Here is an 18323-nt window from a genome sequence, read left to right as displayed (position 1 = left end):
TTCAAGCTTATTATCATAACCCTTGATAGTCCATATACGCACTATGACAATGCTGTTACTTATCGTAACAGGTGTTTGCCGAGCCCATTTTTCATTCTCATGTATATTCAGTATTGTGTATCGAACATATGTTTGTTATAATATATTTGGTGCTACCCTATTCGGTAGGCGGTTAACCTTCACCACAGGAGTTTATAGCCTGTGTTTACATAGAAAATCCATTTATGGAAATCTATCACGGAGGTTTTTGCTTATGCTTACAACGGATCTTTTTATAGCCATCATCAGCTTATGTCTTACTTGCTTTAATCTTGGTTATGCCGTTGGCTCTAGGAGCAAGAATAAGACAAAAAAATAACCGCCCAGCCTGGTAAACTGTGAGCGGTTATTTTATACCATTCATATATCAAGGCTAACCGTCTATCGGTAGCACCTTTTGATATTATACTAGCATTTAGCCGCTTGCATGTCAAACGTATATTTGCTTATCATTTACCCTTATAATTTTCACCTATCTCACTTATCCACTATCTCAAGCTCATCCCGTGTAACCCGGCACGTGAGATTTAACACCTCCACGCCGGCAGCCTTCGCCTCATAGAAAGTCTCCGCAAACTCCCTGTGTATTTCCGCATTTGGCCTGACCTCAGTTATCCCTGTCATCGGAATGACAAATGCAACATAGCATTTATATCCCTCGGAGACCGCCTTCATCAGCTCCCGCAAATGCCTGACTCCCCTGTCGGTGGGTGCATCCGGGAAATATCCTATCCCATCGATCTCCTGAGTGCAGCCCTTGACCTCCATGAGATACTTCGTGCCATCCTTTTCCATATAGAAATCAATCCTTGAATCCCCGTATACATACTCCGGCTTTATAAAGTCATAATCCTTAGTTTTAAGCCATTCCAAAACCACCTTATTCGGCACCTGACTATCCACGTTCACCCAGCCAAGCTTTGGATCCTCCACCGCTATGAGATCGTATTTCGTCTTGCGGTTTGGATTTGCAGACTTCTCAAGGCTGACCGTGTTCCCCGGTATCAGCAAACTGCTAAGCCTCCCTGTGTTCTTTACGTGCACGGTCTCTGTAACTCCGTCTATCTCCACATGGGCTGTGAACCTGTTTGGCCTTTCTACGAACTTGCCTGAGATAACATTTGTATATTTCACCTTGCCTTACATCTCCCATCTATTCCACAACAGAGCGGTTCATCATGTAGAATGAGAACCTTGCCTTGTCCACAAGCTGTCCCTTGTCATCGTAAATATTTGCCTCGTACAGTGACACCTTCTTGCCCTGGCGGATCTCGATTCCCTCACAGATGAGATACTCCGTGTTCATAGCCGGAGCTATATATGTCATGGTTCCATCTATAGTTGAAGAAAACTTTCCGTAGGTACATGCCGCAATCCCGCTCACTATATCCGCAAGTGAGTACAGGCATCCACCATGCACAGAACCATATGGATTAAGGACATCCTCTGTGATCATCATCTTGCCCTTCACATATCCAAGGCTCATATCGACCAGCTCTATCTTCAGGTTCTGAACATAGATGTTGTCCTTGTTAAACCTTATCAGTGCCTGTTTCACATCCTCGGACATAGCTTTTTTGTTGTCGTTTATCTCATTCATGCTTCATTTTACCTTTCAACTCTATTTTCAAGTTCATACATCCTGCGCACATATCAAAAGCACTTGTCCAGAATATCCGGATCAAGTCCTTTTCTTCCCGTTATAAACCCAATTCCAAAGTACAGCACCGCACCTACCATCAGTCCCCACACGACCGCATTTATCCCAGCGATCTTGATAAAATACGTTGCAAATATATATGTCGCGATCGCACCTACGCTGCTGCACACCGCCGCCTGCTTAGTTCCCTTCTTCCAGAACAGACCTCCCACAAGAGGCCAAAAGAATGTGCATTCAAGTCCGCCAAATGCAAACATGTTGAGCATGAAAATTATATCTGGCGGATTGATCGTGAGAACCATCACCACCACGCCGAGCAACATCGTAAGTATCGTGCTCACCAGCTTGACATTCTTGTCGTATTTCTCATTTTTCACCGGATCATCACCCACCACGTAATTCTTCCACAGATCCTTCACTATAGCTGCTGCGGCAAGTATGAGGAGCGAATCCGCTGTCGACATGACTGCTGCCATCGGCGCTGCGAGGAATATCGCTGCTATTCCAGGCGGCATGATCTTCTGTACTATATACGGTATAAAATAATCCGAAGTTGGAAGATTGTCCGTATCGACAAGTGCGCCAGCCCATGTTCCTGCAAGATGCATTCCCACGATTACAAAGCTGCATGTGAGAACTCCGATCCACATCGCTCTGTGCATGCTCTTCGTATCCTTAAATCCCATGGCGCGCACAGCAGTCTGGGGAAGTCCCAGCGTTCCAAATCCCACAAGCACCCAATAGCTGAGCAGTCCTCCTGGCGTGTATTTCGAGAAAATGTCATCGTACACCTCCGGCAGATTTGTCTGAAGACCGGCATCTATCGCGGCAAGACCGCCCCCGCTCCTTAAGACAAAGAATATAAACAGGAATGTTCCGATACACATTACTATTCCCTGAATCGTGTCAGTTATGACAACCGCACTGAATCCGCCAATAGCTGTGTACAATATCACGACTGTGCCAAATATCAAAAGTGAACTCACATGATCCATTCCCGTTATGGATGCTATAAGTGTGGCCCCTCCCGTAAACTGGCTTATCATCTGTGCTATGAAGAAAACTATAAGTCCAAGGCTCGTGATGACCACCAGCGCATCGCTCTTGTATCTCGCCTTGAAGTATCCCACCACTGTCACAGCGCCCGTTCGTCTGGACACTATCGCCAGCTTATTTCCAAGCACACCGAGCACCAGAAATGTGACCGGGATCTGAATAGCAGCTATCCACGCCTGTGCATATCCATATGTAAGACCTGCGGCCCCCGGTCCTGATATAAATGAACTTGCGGAAGTGTATGTCGCCATGATCGTCATGGCTAGGACGATTCCGTTCATATTTCTTCCGCCTATGAAATACTTCTTCTCGGACGTTGTGTGCAGACTTTTCTCCGCCCTTCTGCTGTAGACAAAGCTCACCACAACATTGAATAACAGATATCCGAGAAAAACCGATAAGATCAATATCTGATTACTGTTCATTTTCACCCTCACTCTCATCCTCTTCATATTGGAAATCTACAAACACAAACTTAAGCAGCCAGAATACACCGATTACCGCAAGCACCACTGTTCCAAGCACCGAGACCACAAACCACGCCGGCATATGGAACACCGTCCACCCGGTGCCATTTAGCAGGAACGCGGTTAGCACATGCCATAAAAAACATATAAATACCACAAGCAACGTCGCTTTGATCTCTTTTATACACTGCCTGTGCTGTTCTTCCTTTGTCAGTTTCATCATAATAATATATCCCCTTATATTTCATAAATACATCGAACAATGCTCATTATATCACGCTGATCAGTTTTTTCATAGTTGCCCCGACAGCCACCCAAATCCTGTGCATATACAAACTCTGTATTATTGTCTGCACAAAAAAACTGGCGCACAGACGTTTCGTCCATACACCAGCTATTTATAGTTTACTGTATACCGATTTATGTTACGCTATTTTCTCTTTAACATTTTCCAATTCATATAACGTATCCGGATCAATATCCAGACATTTTGATGTATCCCTCGTTCCTGTCACATCCCATGCCAAAGTTCCATTCAAAATTGTACATGAATTCAAAAAGAAATCTTTGTCTCTAAGCGGTTCAAACACTTTCTTATCCAGTAGTGGTTTTGCATCATAACATACAATTTTGCCATCCTCAAAATACACATATACTGTATAATCTTCAAATGGAACTACCTGTACTATATCATATATCATGCCAATTCCCCCTCTCTGTATAATACATAACTTTTAAATCAATGGATTTATTCTGTTTAATGGCAAACCATCCTTCGATAATTCCCAATTCTGCATTAACTCATCTTGATGAATTACGCACCATGCAAGTATGAGCTTTAACTGCCTTGAAGGCAATGCACCTTTTATAACCCGTGCTTCATTTATATCTATTATAGCTTTATTTCCGTTATATTCTGCATGAAAATGTGGCGGATTATGATCATCATAATACATAGTTATTCTGATTCCATAAAACAGTGATATTTCTGGCATACTATCAACCTCCAATTATTATTGATAATATTATACTATATCATTCCAAGGCTGTTCAATAACTATCATGACTATATCAAAAGATAACCTAAGTAGATTTAGTCTTTTCTAAAACAGCATACACACCCCGGCGACCACAGCGCAGATAGGAATATATATAATAAAGTGCATAACATGCATCTTCATATTGTATCCGAACATATGAGGTCCCACAACTCCCTTGACCTCCGGATAATAACGCGGGAAGAAGTTTGAATGACAGAGCAGCACCCAGTCAAAGAAACCTATATCATAGATCTCCATCACATACATTATCACTATAAATCGCGCGAAGAACTTCCAGTAGCCGAAATCATGCCGTACGCCATCCCACACGCTAAGCACGATAGCTCCTATAAACAGCAGAAGTGCAACTACTTCTATACACCATCCAACCGCATGAGCTCCGCGAAATCTCTCTTTTCTGTCAGGAATCACCGCCAGATTCTCCTTCGGTGCTGTGCTCATAAATCTCTTATCCTGTACAAATGCGACCATTCCGTACAGAAGAAGGAAATAGGCCACCATAACAATTACCGCCGCAACTATTGTCACCAACATCTCTTTAGCCCTCTTAACACTCTTTTGTATTAATTTTTAGGTTAGTTTTCGCTAACCATACTAACACATCTATTTCCAAATGTAAACCTTAGAATGTACCTATTCGTACCTTAGCAAATGCAAATCTAATGAAATTACGACAAGAATTTTTATGCGTAGAATTGAGCTGTCTGTCAGTCCATGTAATCCGCATTCCGCCGCAAAATGACACCCATTCAATATATAAAAAGCGCCGGCACATAAGCTTGTTGATATGTCCATGACAGAACAGACATATCAACACTGCAAATGCGCCAGCGTCTTATTTACTCTATATACATTTTAATTCAGATCTTTATACATTGATCTCCGCAGTAACACCGAGGATATCCTTGTTCTCATCGAGGATAGGCTGAATGACCTCTGCAAGGAACTCTCTTGTCTGCTCAGGAGCACGACCTACGAAGTTCTTTGGCTCAAGGATAGATACGATCTCCTCCTTTGTCATACCAAAGTCAGGGTCTGCTGCGATACGGTCAACGAGGTCATTCTCTCTTCCGTACTTCTTGACCTGCTCGCCTGCAAGCATTGAGTACTCTCTGATCTTCTCATGAAGCTCCTGACGGTTGCCGCCACGCTTAACAGCATCCATCATGATATTCTCTGTTGCCATGAATGGAATCTCCTTCATGAAGCACTGGTAGATAACCTTGTCATATACCACAAGACCATCTACAACATTCAGGTACAGATCAAGGATTCCATCAACTGCAAGGAATGCCTCTGGAACTGAGATACGCTTATTTGCTGAGTCATCAAGTGTTCTCTCAAACCACTGTGTTGCGGCTGTGATAGCAGGATTGAGCGCGTCACACATTACATAATTGGCAAGTGATGCGATTCTCTCACTTCTCATTGGGTTTCTCTTGTATGCCATAGCTGATGAACCGATCTGGTTCTTCTCAAATGGCTCCTCTATCTGCTTTAAGTGCTGGAGAAGTCTGATATCATTTGAGAACTTGTGTGCACTCTGTGCGATGCCTGAGAGCACATTAAGAACTCTTGAGTCGACCTTTCTTGAATATGTCTGGCCTGATACAGGATAGCACTCAGCAAATCCCATCTTCTCAGCGATCTTTCCATCTATCTTTCTCACTGTCTCGTGATCTCCTCCGAAGAGCTCAAGGAAACTTGCCTGTGTTCCAGTTGTTCCCTTTGATCCGAGAAGCTTCTGCTGGCTGATCATGTACTCTATATCAGAGAGGTCAAGGAGCAGCTCCTGCATCCAGAGTGTTGCACGCTTGCCGACTGTCGTTGGCTGTGCAGGCTGGAAATGTGTAAATGCAAGAGTTGGGAGATCCTTGTACTGATCTGCGAACTTTGCCAGCTCATTTATAACATTGATGAGTTTCTTTCTGACAAGCTTTAATGCCTCTGTCATAACGATAACGTCTGTGTTATCGCCTACATAGCAGCTTGTTGCTCCAAGGTGGATTATTCCTGCTGCCTTAGGGCACTGAACACCGTATGCATATACGTGGCTCATTACGTCGTGACGAACCAGCTTTTCTCTCTCTCTGGCAACATCATAGTTGATGTCATCAGCGTGAGCCTTGAGCTCCTCGATCTGCTCATCTGTGATTCTTGGATTGCCGTTCTCGTCCTTGAGACCAAGCTCCTTCTCTGTCTCAGCAAGAGCTATCCACAGCTTTCTCCATGTCTTAAACTTCATATCAGGTGAGAAAATATACTGCATTTCCTTACTAGCGTATCTTTCACACAGTGGGCTTTCGTACTTGTCCTTACTCATGTCTTTACCTCTTTCTTCCTGTAGTCTCCCGCATCTGCCAGCTGACAAATGCTTTTATATCTTATCACACAACTATTATACATGGGTTTCTGATTATTTCCATGCTTTTTTTGCATAAACCAGAAATTCGGAATCCTAATTTATGTGTGACTCCGATCCTCTCTTGAAGTCTTCGTGGTCGCCTCTGATGTCCTCTGTAGGCGGTTTCATAGGATATTGGCCGCTGAAGCATCCATGGCAGTACTGTCTTCCGCCTGAGAGCTCCGGTAGTCTCTCCATCTTCAGGTACGCCAGAGAGTCGGCACCTATGATCTTGCATATATCATCTACAGACCTGTTGTATGCTATGAGCTGCTCTCTGTCCGGAATGTCAGTTCCAAAGTAGCATGGATACAGGAATGGAGGTGAACTGATCCTTACATGAACCTCAGTCGCTCCTGCCTCCCTGAGCATGCCAACTATTCTGTCACTCGTAGTTCCACGAACTATAGAGTCATCTATCATTATGACACGCTTGCCATTTACAGCCTCCTTAAGGACGTTCAGCTTGACACGCACGCTGGACTCTCTCTGGCTCTGCTGTGGCTTTATGAATGTTCTTCCCACATATCCATTCTTGACAAATGCCGTTCCATATGGAATACCCGATTCAAGTGAATAGCCCATGGCCGCTGCATTTCCCGATTCAGGAACGCCAACTACCACATCAGCGTCAACCGGGCTGTCCTTTGCAAGGCATCTTCCGGCTGTGATACGCGAATCGTACACAGACATTCCATCTATGACTGAATCAAGTCTCGCAAAGTATATATACTCAAATATACATCTTGCATGCTGCTCCTGGCACATGTTCTTGTACGACTGGATTCCGTACTCAGGTGATATGGTTACAACCTCTCCAGGCTCCACATCCCTGACAAATTCGGCACCTATTGTATCGAGCGCACAGCTCTCAGATGCCAGTATGTATGCGTTATCACGCTTTCCTATACAAAGCGGTCTGAAACCAAATGGATCTCTGGCTCCGATAAGCTTTCTAGGACTCATGATGACAAGTGAATATGATCCCCTTACTTTCTTGAGAGCTCTAGTGACAGCCTCCTCAACGGAACCACACTTAACTCTCTCCCTGGCTATATGGTAAGCTATTACCTCAGAATCAATTGTAGTCTGGAATATAGCGCCTGTGAGTTCCAGCTCACGTCTAAGCTCAGGAGCATTTACCAGATTGCCGTTGTGTGCAAGTCCCAGAGTTCCCTTTACATAATTGAGAACCAGTGGCTGTGCATTCTCTATAGTGCTGGCACCGGCTGTTGAATATCTCACATGACCCACACCGATATTTCCCTTTAGCTTGCTCAGTGAATCAGGTGTGTACACCTCATTCACAAGGCCCATGCCCTTTAAGGAGCTGACCTTGCCCTTAGGACCGGCAGTGTCTGACACCGCTATACCGCAGCTCTCCTGCCCACGGTGCTGCAATGCAAACAGACCATAATAGATCGTGTTCGCCACATCATTTCCATCGAAATCATAGATACCGAAGACTCCGCACTCCTCGTGCATCTCGTCCTCGTCATAATAATGGGATCTTAAACATTCGTTCATAAATATATGCCTCTCATGTTATATTATTGTAACTGTCACGGCCACATAATTCTCATCGTATGTCTGGTGACAGTCATATCTTTCGCCACATAAAACTTTATCTGTTTTGCCACAACATGTCAACAGATAAATTCTATCATTTTTAGGATTATACCCCACTTTTTTCATGCATTTTCGCCAACAGCAGTATATTTCGCAAGTATTTGTCGGTTTGAACTTGAGAAAATCCACATATCTCTGCCACAACCTCGCCTCACCGGTCGCGCTGTACTTCTCTCCTGACGCGGCAGGTTACCACATAGTCCTTCCGGCTTCCACCTGGAATTGAAAAAAAGCCCAAAAGATACAAATTTTACGTACTTTGTATCTTTTGAGCTTTTATACCACTCTCTACTCCACTGCGTATCCCTTTGCCTTTATGAGATCCACCATCTTGTATACATACTTCTCACACAGCTCATCTGTGGCTGCCTCGACCATAACTCTGATGACAGGCTCTGTACCGCTCTGTCTGAGAAGAAGTCTTCCGTCGTCTCCAAGCTCTGCTGCTATCTCATCGTTCAATTTCAGCACATCAGCATCGTTCATGACTGCATCCTTGCTTGAAACTTTGACATTCACAAGGAGCTGTGGATATATCGTCAGGCTGTGGAACAGCTCTGAGAGCTTGACCTTACGTCCAAGTATAGTCTCCATGATCATCAGTGAGGTGAGGACACCGTCACCGGTTGTTGCATACTTGGAGAAGATGATATGTCCTGACTGCTCGCCGCCGATGGAATGTCCGTGCTCCATCATATTTTCGAACACGTACTTGTCACCGACTGCCGTCTTCTCATAGTTGATGCCCTTCTTGTCAAGTGCTTTGTAAAGTCCAAGGTTGGACATGATAGTTGTGACGATGGTATTGTTGTTCAGCTCGCCCTTATCCTTCAGATAACGACCGCAGACATAGAGTATCTTGTCTCCATCCACGATTTCGCCCTTGTCGTCCACTGCAAGACACCTGTCCGCATCACCGTCAAATGCAAATCCCACATCAAGTCCCTTCTCCTTGACAAATGCCTGAAGCTTTTCAATGTGTGTTGAACCACAGTCCGTGTTGATGTTTGTTCCATTTGGCTCATTGTTGATGACATATGTCTTTGCTCCGAGAGCGTCATACACCGACTTTGCAACCAGATATGACGCACCATTTGCACAGTCAAGACCAATTCTCATTCCCTTGAAAGGTCTGGTAGGGATCGTGAGCAGATAACCTATATATCTGTTTCTTCCCATTGTGTAGTCGGTGGTCTTACCGATGCTGTCCTTCTTTGCAAATGGTATCTCGCCAAGCTCACCATCTATATACTGCTCGATCTCATTCTCGATGGCAGCCTCAAGCTTGTAGCCCTGACCATTGATGACTTTTATACCATTGTCATAGTATGGGTTATGACTGGCTGAGATCATGATACCGCAGTCAAAATCACCTGTGCGGACTATATAAGACACACTAGGAGTAGGTGTTACATGCATCAGATATACATCAGCTCCGCTGGCTGTAAGTCCCGCAACCAGGGAATACTCGAACATGTAGCTTGAAAGTCTCGTATCCTTTCCGATGACGACATGAGCCTTTCCATCCTCATGCTGCTTGCCATAGTAGTAGCCAAGGTATCTTCCAACCTTATAGGCATGCTCCACTGTAAGGTCTACATTTGCCTCGCCTCTGAATCCATCTGTTCCAAAATATTTACCCATTGTAAAATCCTCGATTCTATTATTCTATAACCTCATCCTGCTCGCTTTCTTGAACGACCAGAAGATCTATCGCTCTCCTGTGGATGTGTATCTTGGTCTCCTTATATTCTCCGCCGAACTCACCATCACATGTCCATGCAACCGGATCCTCTGCATCAAACTTGACCCTGTGAGCCCTGAATGAAACCATGCTCCTCTCATTCACATCACCTGTAAGAAGTGCCCTGACCACTCTCTCCAGGTCAGCCGGTGTCTTCATTGTCCTTATCAATACTCCCTCAAAAAGTCCGTCATCGAACTCAACTCCTTTTCGGGTTATACTCTTAAACCCTCCAACGGATACCGAGTTGGACACCATACCGAATATAAACTCGCCTTCCTGCTCGTCCCCGTCTATTGTAACCTTCATCTTGTAAGATGGTACATTTGCCAGGCTTTTTATCCCCTGCAATACATATGCCGCATGTCCAAATATATTCTTCATATTCTGCGGCGTTGCATATGATGTATCTGAGAACATTCCAAAAGCTGCGACATAAACAAAGTTCTTGTCGTTCAGACTTCCTATATCTATGGAGAACGGCTCTGCCTTCACTATCATCTCAGCCGCCTCAACCGTCTCTCTCGGTATGTCCATGCTCCTTGCAAAGTCATTGGTGGAGCCACACGGAATATATCCAAGTGGAACCCTTATCCCGCTCTTCATATATCCTGTAACTGTGTTGCCCAGGGTTCCATCGCCCCCCGCACATACGATCACATCGTAGTTTGCGCCTTCCTCCTGAACAATTCTCTCTGCGTCATCTGCCGATTTCGTAAGATATGTCCTGACCGCGTAATCGTTATTGCAGAACACTTCCAGCACATCCACCAAAGAATTCTTCAGAGTAGTCCTACCCGCTTTGGGATTCATGATGAACAGCATATTCTTCATACTTTCAATAACACAACCTTTCCCTTTGATACTGCTTATTTACTTGTGATCCTCCTTGTACTTCATGTACAGATCATACCCCTTCTTGCGGAGCTTGCATGATGGACAATGTCCGCAGCCCTCGCCCTTGATGCCATTGTAACATGTGAGTGTCATATCTCTGATAACATCCAGTCCGCCCAGCTCATCAGCCATCTTCCATGTCTCCATCTTATCGATCCACATCAATGGTGTTATTATATCAAACTCGTAGTCCATTGCAAGGTTAAGTGTTGTATTTAACGATTTGATAAATATATCCCTGCAGTCCGGGTATCCTGAGAAGTCGCTCTGGGACACTCCTGTTATTATATCAGATATTCCCCTCTGTTTGGCAAATATTGCTACAAATGTAAGAAATACCATGTTTCTTCCATCGACAAATGAATTCGGCGTGCCCTCCTCAGGTGCATTTTCGTCAACCTTCATATCTGTTCTTGTCAGTGAATTTGGCGCAAGCTGGTTAAGCAGGCTCATGTCGAGTATGTGATGCTCCACTCCGAATTTGTCCGCGATCTCCTTAGCACACTCAAGCTCTAACGCATGTCTCTGTCCATAGTCAAATGATACGGCGTACACTTTCTTATACTTCTTGAGTGCCCACAACAGACACGTTGTGCTGTCCTGTCCGCCGCTGAATACTACAACTGCCTCATCCTTATTCTTTAAATTCTGCATGATCTCATCCTCCATATATAATCAAATATGATATTCCGAACCGCATTATAACGCTCACGGATAAACAAATTCACCATTATCAATTCAGTGTACCGATAACTATCTTCCCGCATTGTACATCATCAGCATCTTGTTCTGCAGAGCTGTGTCGCTCTCAAATCTTCCCCTGAGAGTGGTCGTCATGGTCTTGCTTCCCGGTTTCTTGATGCCCCTTGCCGTCATGCAGCTGTGATGTGCCTCTATCATGACCGCCACGTCCTCAGTTCCAGCAGCCTTGGATATGACGTAGGCTATGTCCGAGCCTATCCTCTCCTGGAGCTGAAGTCTCTTCGCCACCATATCCGCAATCCTCGCTATCTTAGAAAGTCCGAGCACTCTTCCATTTGGAATGTATGCGACTGACACCTTCATGTCGTACATAAGCGCCATGTGATGCTCACAGTAGCTGAACACCTCTATATCCTTGACAAACACCATGTCACCGACCTGCCTTGCCACTCCATCCTCAGCAAATGTCTTGCCGAACATCTCGGCCAGCTCGTCATTGGTGTAGTTCATTCCCTCAAATACTTCCTCGTACATACGCGCAACCCTGTCAGGAGTCTCTACAAGTCCCTCCCTGTCAGGATCATCTCCAAGGGCAATCAATATTCCTCTTACGTGTTCCTTTATAGCCTCTTTATCTATCGCCATCTTATACACCTCTTTCTTCCGGATCCCAAATGAACTTGTGAAGCTGTAACTGAAGCTTTACATCGTTCATATCGTTCTCGATCATAAAATCCACTATATCCGCAGGATCTATGCTGCCATACACAGGACTGATGAATACTCTCGTCTTCTCATCCAGCGCATACTCCTGAACTATCTCAAGACACTTCTCCAGATCTTCCTGTGAACCGACCACAAATTTCACCGAATCATTCTTGTCTATATAGTTATAATTTGCAAGGCACATGTCATTCTCCATGCCGCTGGACGGACATTTGTAATCCAGCGTGTATGACACATTCCCTCCAAGGGCCTTGAACTCTGCTATATCCACACTTCCGTTCGTCTCGATCTCAACCCTTATATCGTCCTCCAGCTCAAATGCAAGGAGGAGCTTATCTATATCCTTCTGTATCAGCGGCTCCCCACCTGTCAGGGTGACGTTCTTCACCTCTGTCCTTCTGACATAATCGATGATCTCATCCTCGGTGAGTTCCTCATACGGAACGCCTGCCTCATTTGCCCACTTGGTATCGCAGTAACCGCAATCAAGATTACAGCCCGCAAATCTTATGAATACGGCAAGCTCTCCGGCTCTCGCGGCCTCCCCGTTGATACTTATAAATCTCTCTACAACTCTGTACGTACTCACGTCTGTATTTCCTTTCTCCCGGTATATAGTGCACATCTCTCGTATCTGTCTGCTTTTATCTCAGTCAGCTCCTCACCGGGATATATCATATATGTTTACTCGCAATAAGATGCCACATTGTTCGGGGTCTCATACACACTTGCCTCTACGACCTTGTAGCCCCGGCCTGCCATCTCATCGTATATATACTTTGCGAAATTCTCAGCAGTAGGTCTGAAATCAACCTTCACGATTCTCAGATTTTCCGCCAGCAGCGCATCCTCCGTCGCCTGCTTCAGGCTTCCCGTTTCCATGATAAGGCTGTGGTCAAAGTGATCCGCAATCTCCTTCAGATCCTTCTTCAGATTGGAGAAATCAACCACCATTCCTCTGTTCTGTGTATCGCTCTCAAGAGTCTCTGCACCGACCTCGATCTCCACAGTCCATCTGTGTCCGTGGATATTGCTGCATTTACCGTCATAATCTTTCAAAAAATGGGCGCTGTCAAAACTTGCCTTTGTCTTTAACTTATACATAACTCCTCCTATAAGCATCCAACTGTTCACCACAAAAAAAGACCAGAATAGGACATTCTGATCTTCTTATGTCCTAGTTTTGTTTAGTGACAGGATGGTACTAATGAACTGTCAATCTATTTTATTGTGTTTAATATACATTAGATATTAAGGAATCCCTTAACCTCTGCAAGCATATCCTCCTTGTCACATACTGTGTCGTGGAGAACCTTTGCTGATCTGATATCCTCTATAGCCTGAGGTACCTTTACACCTGAGAGCTTCTCAAGCTCGTCGACAAGCTCAAAGTCTGTCTTGGAATCATACTCAGCGTCTATAGCGTTCATAACGCTTCTTGTGAACTTGTATGGGCTTGCTGTTGACGCGATGACTGTAGGTGTCTTATCTCCTGTCTCTGCCACATACTTTTCATATACTGTAGCCGCAACTGCTGTATGTGTATCGATGATATAATCATCTGACTCATATACCTTTTTGATGGTAGCTGCTGTCTCTGCCTCTGTTGCATATCCACCATAGAACTCAGCAAGCTTTGCCTTCATATCGTCTGTGATGGTGTACACTCCATCTGTTGTGAGTTCTTTCATAAGCTCTGAGTTCTTCTCAGCATCATTGCCAGCAATCTTGTATATCAATCTCTCAAGGTTGCTTGAAATGAGGATATCCATCGATGGTGATGTTGTGAGTATGAACTCTCTGTTTCTATCGTATGTTCCTGTCTGGAAGAAATCAAACAGAACCTTGTTGTCATTTGATGCACAGATGAACTTTGCGATTGGAAGTCCCATCTCCTTTGCGTAGTATGCAGCAAGGATATTACCAAAGTTACCTGTTGGAACATCCACGTTGATCTTATCGCCGGCCTTGATGGTTCCGTCTGCAACAAGTCTTGTGTAGGCGTATACATAGTATACCATCTGAGGGACAAGACGTCCGATGTTGATGGAGTTTGCTGATGAGAACTGATAGCCCTTCTCATCCATGTACTTTGCAAGCTCAGCATCTGAGAACATCTTCTTCACACCTGTCTGGGCATCATCAAAGTTACCTGTGATACCAACAACAAATGTATTGTCACCCTTCTGTGTAACCATCTGCTTCTCCTGGATTGGGCTTACACCGTGCTTTGGATAGAACACGATGATCTTTGTTCCAGGAACATCTGCAAATCCTGCAAGGGCAGCCTTACCTGTATCACCTGATGTTGCTGTGAGGATGACGATCTCATTCTTTACGCCATTCTTCTTTGCTGATGTTGTGAGAAGATATGGAAGGATTGAAAGTGCCATATCCTTGAATGCTATTGTTGATCCATGGAAAAGCTCAAGATAATATGCTCCTGCCTTATTCACAAGTGGTGCTATAACCGGTGTATCAAACTTTGAATCATATGCTGAATCTATACAATGCTTAAGCTCAGCCTCTGTGAAGTCTGTGAACATAAGCTTCATAACCTCGTATGCAACCTGCTGATAGTTCATCTTTGCAAGATCTTCCAGAGACACATCAAGTGCTGGTATAGAATCTGGTACAAAGAGTCCCCCCTCATTAGCAAGTCCCTTAAGTATAGCCTGTGATGCTGTTGCTGTCTCATTTGCATTTCTTGTGCTTCTGTAGATAAGTTCCATTTGCCAATCTCCTTAATAAATATATTTAAACATTTCGTTATGTACTAAACTCAGGAATCACCTGTATTCTTACAAATAATCGTGTGCATTATAACACAGCATTTTATAAAAAACAAGCTATAGCCCGCCTCATTCGTGCGACTTTTCCAACACTTTCCCAACACTTATCTCACTGCATTTAAAAACCCGCCTTACGGCGGGTCTTTAATATATCTGTATACAATTTCTGCTTTTTATTACTTTACATATACATCATAGTAGCCTGTTGCGAAGTTAAGAGCTGCCTGATGGTTTGAGAAGTAGATATCAAGATGATTGCCATTGATAGCTCCACCTCTGTCCTGAACTGTGTATGTATGACCATCAACTATAAGCTCTGTACCAAATGCAAAGTTACTTGGCGCTGCACATGTCACACCCTCGACTGCAGGTGCACCTGAAGCTGTTGTCGGGTTATCCATGTTGCTGTACTCACCGCAGCAGATTGGACATGGGCAATATGCCGTAATCCAGAATGTTCCGAGATATGTACCTGATGCCTCACCATTCACATAAATAACCTTGTCATCAGGAAGTCCATCTGTTGACTTCTCTGTTGATGGATCAACTGATATCTGATCGTCAGGAAGTCCTGCTGCTGACTTATCCTTATCCTTAACCTTCATCTGTGTGGTAGGTTCTGACTTTGTTGTGTCTGCTGCCTGCTGTGCAGCCTCTGTTGCACGAGCCTCTGTTGTGCTCTCCTGAACTCCACCGCTTATGGCTGAAGTCTTCTTAACTGTCTTCTTGCTTGAGAGGGCTACTGAACCAGTCTTGTTGACATCTGACAGAGTACCATCTGCCAGTGCAACTGATGATGTTGCCTCTCCATAGTCTGCTGTGTTGTCTGCGTATAATGTATTACCTGCTGCTGCGATCGACACTCCCTTGCCCTTGGATGAAACCATGCTGTCATCTGATGCGATAACTGCGTATGATGAAAATCCAACTGCCAAGAGTACTGCTCCTATGCTAATCTTCTTTACGTTCCTTTTCAGTGATGTCTTCATTAGTTTCTGTGATTTCATACGTGATGAATCTGAAAACTTTTGCATAACCTTTTCTCCTTAATTTCTTTACGGTTTCAGAATTGTTACAAAACCGTTAAAATTTAACTCATGACGCTATTATAATCTCTGTCGAAAGAAAGGTCAAGCAAAGTGGCTATTTTTGTAAATCATGCACAACTCGCATAAAATCTTTAATTCAGTTAATGTAAATATGCAACATTTTAAAATGCCATTTTTGTGCATATTTTACATTTTAGTACCGTAACATTTTTGAAACAAATTAGCATCTTGTATATTTTTACTTTAGAATTTTTAATAAATTCTTTATTTCCTGTTACATTTTTTGTTTTTATGTTAACTCACAATGACTTTTTCAGGTGCGCTGTCAGCCCATATACAGAGCAGTTCCTCAAGCTCCTCGTAAGTCTCAACCTGGTTCACATTGCTCCTGAGCTTTGCCGAATCATACATTCCGACTGAGTACCATGCCACGTGCTTTCTCATCTCATGGATACCTGTGTACTCACCCTTGAACTCAACCATGAGTCTCGCATGTCTCAGCATCATATCCTTCACTTCATATATGTCAGGCTTGTCCGGCAGTTCGCCATGCTCGTAGTAGTATTTCATATCGCGGAATATCCACGGGTTGCCCCTCGCACCTCTTCCTATCATAAAGCCGTCACAGTTCGTCTGCGCCCTCATGTCTATGATGTCCTGAGGAGTGTTTATATCGCCATTGCCAATGATCGGGATGATGCACGCCTCCTTCACCCTGGCTATGACGCTCCAGTCCGCATGTCCCTGATAATACTGCTGCCTTGTCCTTCCGTGCACCGCCACAGCGGCAGCCCCGCTCTCCTGGGCTATATGTGCTATCTCAGGCGCATTTATATGCTCTGAATCAAATCCGCTTCTTATCTTGATGGTCAGCGGTATGCTTATAGCTTTTGCCATGGCCTCGACTATCCTTCCAACGAGAACCGGATCCTTCATCAGCGCAGATCCCTCTCCATTGTTGACCACCTTCGGCACAGGGCAGCCCATATTTACATCTATGAACGAATAACCGTTGCTCTCTATCCTCTTTGCCATCTCCGCCATGATCTCAGGATCAGAGCCAAAGAGCTGCAGCCCAAATGGCTTCTCCCGCTCATCCATAGCCAGAAGCGGCTTCGTGTTCTTATTTTTATAATATATTGCCTTGGCACTCACCATCTCGCTGTACAGGATATCACAGCCCTGTTCCTTGCATAAAAGACGAAATGGCTGGTCACATACACCAGCCATCGGCGCCAGGATCAATTTATCTCTGAAATCCATAAATTTCTCCATTGCTTCTATAATAATATATAATTTGCAAAATCCGACTTATTTCTGCTTGTCCATGATAAGTCTGAGTCCGTGAAGTGTGAGATCCGGATCATACACATCTATGCAGTCCGTGTTCTCATATATCATCTTTCCAAGTCCGCCGGTAGCCACGACCTTCATGTTGTCGTATCCTGACTCCTTGCGCATTCTCTTCACTATATACTCTGTCTGGCCAATATAGCCCATGCACACACCGGCCTGCATACTGGATATCGTGTCCTTGCACAGTATCGTCTCAGGCACCTTTATCTCTATCTCAGGAAGCTTGGCTGTTCCCGTCCACAGAGCATTTGCAATAAGCCTTATGCCCGGCGATGTGACCTCAGCCTCAAACACGCCATCGGCATTGATGAGGTCGTACGTTGTGGCAGTTCCAAAGTCCACCGTGAGAACCGGTCCGCCATACATGTGATAAGCCGCAACTGCGTCAACTATTCTGTCAGCTCCAAGCTGCTTCGGGTTTGGCAGCGCTATATTGATCCCCGTCTTTATTCCCGGTTCAACTATGAGTGGTGTTATTCCAAAATATTTCTTTATGCCATTCACCAGGGAATGCATGATCTTCGGAACAACCGAAGCGATTATAACTTCATCTATAACATCAGTTGACAACTGTCTCATTCTGAGCCAGTCGCGCAGAAATACTCCGTACTCATCCGATGTTCTCGATATCCCGGTGGTCATCCTGAAGGTCTTCTCCAGGCGTTCTCCGTCAAACAGTCCTATCGTAATATTTGTATTTCCAGCATCAATAGCAAATAACATGCCCCTTTTTCCTTCCTG

General features: G+C 44.5%; 19 protein-coding genes. All 19 read right to left on the bottom strand.

Features of this window, described 5'->3' with window-relative positions:
• Positions 1 to 516: 516 nt before the first annotated feature.
• Positions 517 to 1173 carry a DNA/RNA nuclease SfsA gene (gene sfsA, locus DWX57_RS00460; protein ID WP_120122831.1) on the bottom strand — a complete coding sequence of 219 codons (657 nt, stop codon included), beginning with the start codon at positions 1171 to 1173 and terminating at the stop codon, positions 517 to 519.
• A gap of 19 nt (positions 1174 to 1192) precedes the next feature.
• Complete coding sequence (locus DWX57_RS00455) at positions 1193 to 1639, bottom strand: PaaI family thioesterase (RefSeq protein ID WP_120122830.1); 447 nt, start codon at positions 1637 to 1639, stop codon at positions 1193 to 1195.
• Positions 1640 to 1692: 53 nt separating this feature from the next.
• Complete coding sequence (panF, locus tag DWX57_RS00450; RefSeq protein ID WP_120122829.1) at positions 1693 to 3180, bottom strand: sodium/pantothenate symporter; 1488 nt, start codon at positions 3178 to 3180, stop codon at positions 1693 to 1695.
• Positions 3170 to 3445 carry a YhdT family protein gene (locus DWX57_RS00445; RefSeq protein ID WP_004849642.1) on the bottom strand — a complete coding sequence of 92 codons (276 nt, stop codon included), beginning with the start codon at positions 3443 to 3445 and terminating at the stop codon, positions 3170 to 3172. Before DWX57_RS00445 ends, panF begins: the two co-directional genes overlap by 11 nt.
• A gap of 202 nt (positions 3446 to 3647) precedes the next feature.
• A complete protein-coding gene (locus tag DWX57_RS00440; protein WP_022059619.1) occupies positions 3648 to 3923 on the bottom strand; it encodes a DUF2442 domain-containing protein in 276 nt (91 codons plus the stop codon).
• 33 nt (positions 3924 to 3956) lie between these two features.
• Positions 3957 to 4217 (bottom strand): DUF4160 domain-containing protein, encoded by a 261-nt coding sequence (locus DWX57_RS00435; protein WP_015533263.1) that lies wholly within the window; start codon positions 4215 to 4217, stop codon positions 3957 to 3959.
• 108 nt (positions 4218 to 4325) lie between these two features.
• Positions 4326 to 4817 carry a hypothetical protein gene (locus tag DWX57_RS00430; protein ID WP_117548577.1) on the bottom strand — a complete coding sequence of 164 codons (492 nt, stop codon included), beginning with the start codon at positions 4815 to 4817 and terminating at the stop codon, positions 4326 to 4328.
• A 334-nt stretch (positions 4818 to 5151) separates the two neighbouring features.
• A complete protein-coding gene (purB, locus tag DWX57_RS00425; RefSeq protein WP_015533264.1) occupies positions 5152 to 6606 on the bottom strand; it encodes an adenylosuccinate lyase in 1455 nt (484 codons plus the stop codon).
• Positions 6607 to 6741: 135 nt separating this feature from the next.
• A complete protein-coding gene (gene purF / locus DWX57_RS00420; RefSeq protein ID WP_120122828.1) occupies positions 6742 to 8214 on the bottom strand; it encodes an amidophosphoribosyltransferase in 1473 nt (490 codons plus the stop codon).
• Between the two features lie 390 nt (positions 8215 to 8604).
• A complete protein-coding gene (gene glmM / locus DWX57_RS00415; protein ID WP_055223692.1) occupies positions 8605 to 9960 on the bottom strand; it encodes a phosphoglucosamine mutase in 1356 nt (451 codons plus the stop codon).
• A gap of 19 nt (positions 9961 to 9979) precedes the next feature.
• The gene (locus tag DWX57_RS00410; RefSeq protein ID WP_022216588.1) at positions 9980 to 10894 is read right to left on the bottom strand and encodes a diacylglycerol/lipid kinase family protein; all 915 of its coding nucleotides are present in this window, start codon (positions 10892 to 10894) and stop codon (positions 9980 to 9982) included.
• Between the two features lie 39 nt (positions 10895 to 10933).
• Complete coding sequence (gene queC / locus DWX57_RS00405) at positions 10934 to 11611, bottom strand: 7-cyano-7-deazaguanine synthase QueC (RefSeq protein WP_055143853.1); 678 nt, start codon at positions 11609 to 11611, stop codon at positions 10934 to 10936.
• A gap of 99 nt (positions 11612 to 11710) precedes the next feature.
• Positions 11711 to 12304 (bottom strand): GTP cyclohydrolase I FolE, encoded by a 594-nt coding sequence (folE, locus tag DWX57_RS00400; protein ID WP_118649310.1) that lies wholly within the window; start codon positions 12302 to 12304, stop codon positions 11711 to 11713.
• Between the two features lies 1 nt (position 12305).
• Positions 12306 to 12974: a putative 7-carboxy-7-deazaguanine synthase QueE gene (gene queE / locus DWX57_RS00395; RefSeq protein ID WP_117875416.1), complete on the bottom strand. Its 669-nt coding sequence runs from the start codon at positions 12972 to 12974 to the stop codon at positions 12306 to 12308.
• Between the two features lie 95 nt (positions 12975 to 13069).
• Positions 13070 to 13489, bottom strand: a complete 420-nt coding sequence (gene queD, locus DWX57_RS00390) for a 6-carboxytetrahydropterin synthase QueD (protein ID WP_207666502.1) — start codon at positions 13487 to 13489, stop codon at positions 13070 to 13072.
• 140 nt (positions 13490 to 13629) lie between these two features.
• A complete protein-coding gene (gene thrC, locus DWX57_RS00385; RefSeq protein WP_022216593.1) occupies positions 13630 to 15117 on the bottom strand; it encodes a threonine synthase in 1488 nt (495 codons plus the stop codon).
• Positions 15118 to 15353: 236 nt separating this feature from the next.
• Positions 15354 to 16211: a 3D domain-containing protein gene (locus tag DWX57_RS00380; RefSeq protein WP_117548572.1), complete on the bottom strand. Its 858-nt coding sequence runs from the start codon at positions 16209 to 16211 to the stop codon at positions 15354 to 15356.
• Positions 16212 to 16520: 309 nt separating this feature from the next.
• Entirely contained in the window at positions 16521 to 17489 is a 969-nt protein-coding gene (gene dusB, locus DWX57_RS00375; RefSeq protein ID WP_117548571.1) for a tRNA dihydrouridine synthase DusB, read from the bottom strand.
• Positions 17490 to 17537: 48 nt separating this feature from the next.
• Positions 17538 to 18305, bottom strand: a complete 768-nt coding sequence (locus DWX57_RS00370) for a type III pantothenate kinase (RefSeq protein WP_118016773.1) — start codon at positions 18303 to 18305, stop codon at positions 17538 to 17540.
• Positions 18306 to 18323: the final 18 nt, after the last annotated feature.

Source organism: Coprococcus sp. AF19-8AC, from assembly GCF_003603115.1.
GTDB lineage: Bacteria > Bacillota > Clostridia > Lachnospirales > Lachnospiraceae > Coprococcus > Coprococcus aceti.
The sequence above is the reverse complement of the archived record's forward strand: the minus strand, read 5'-3'. Positions and strand labels throughout refer to the sequence as shown.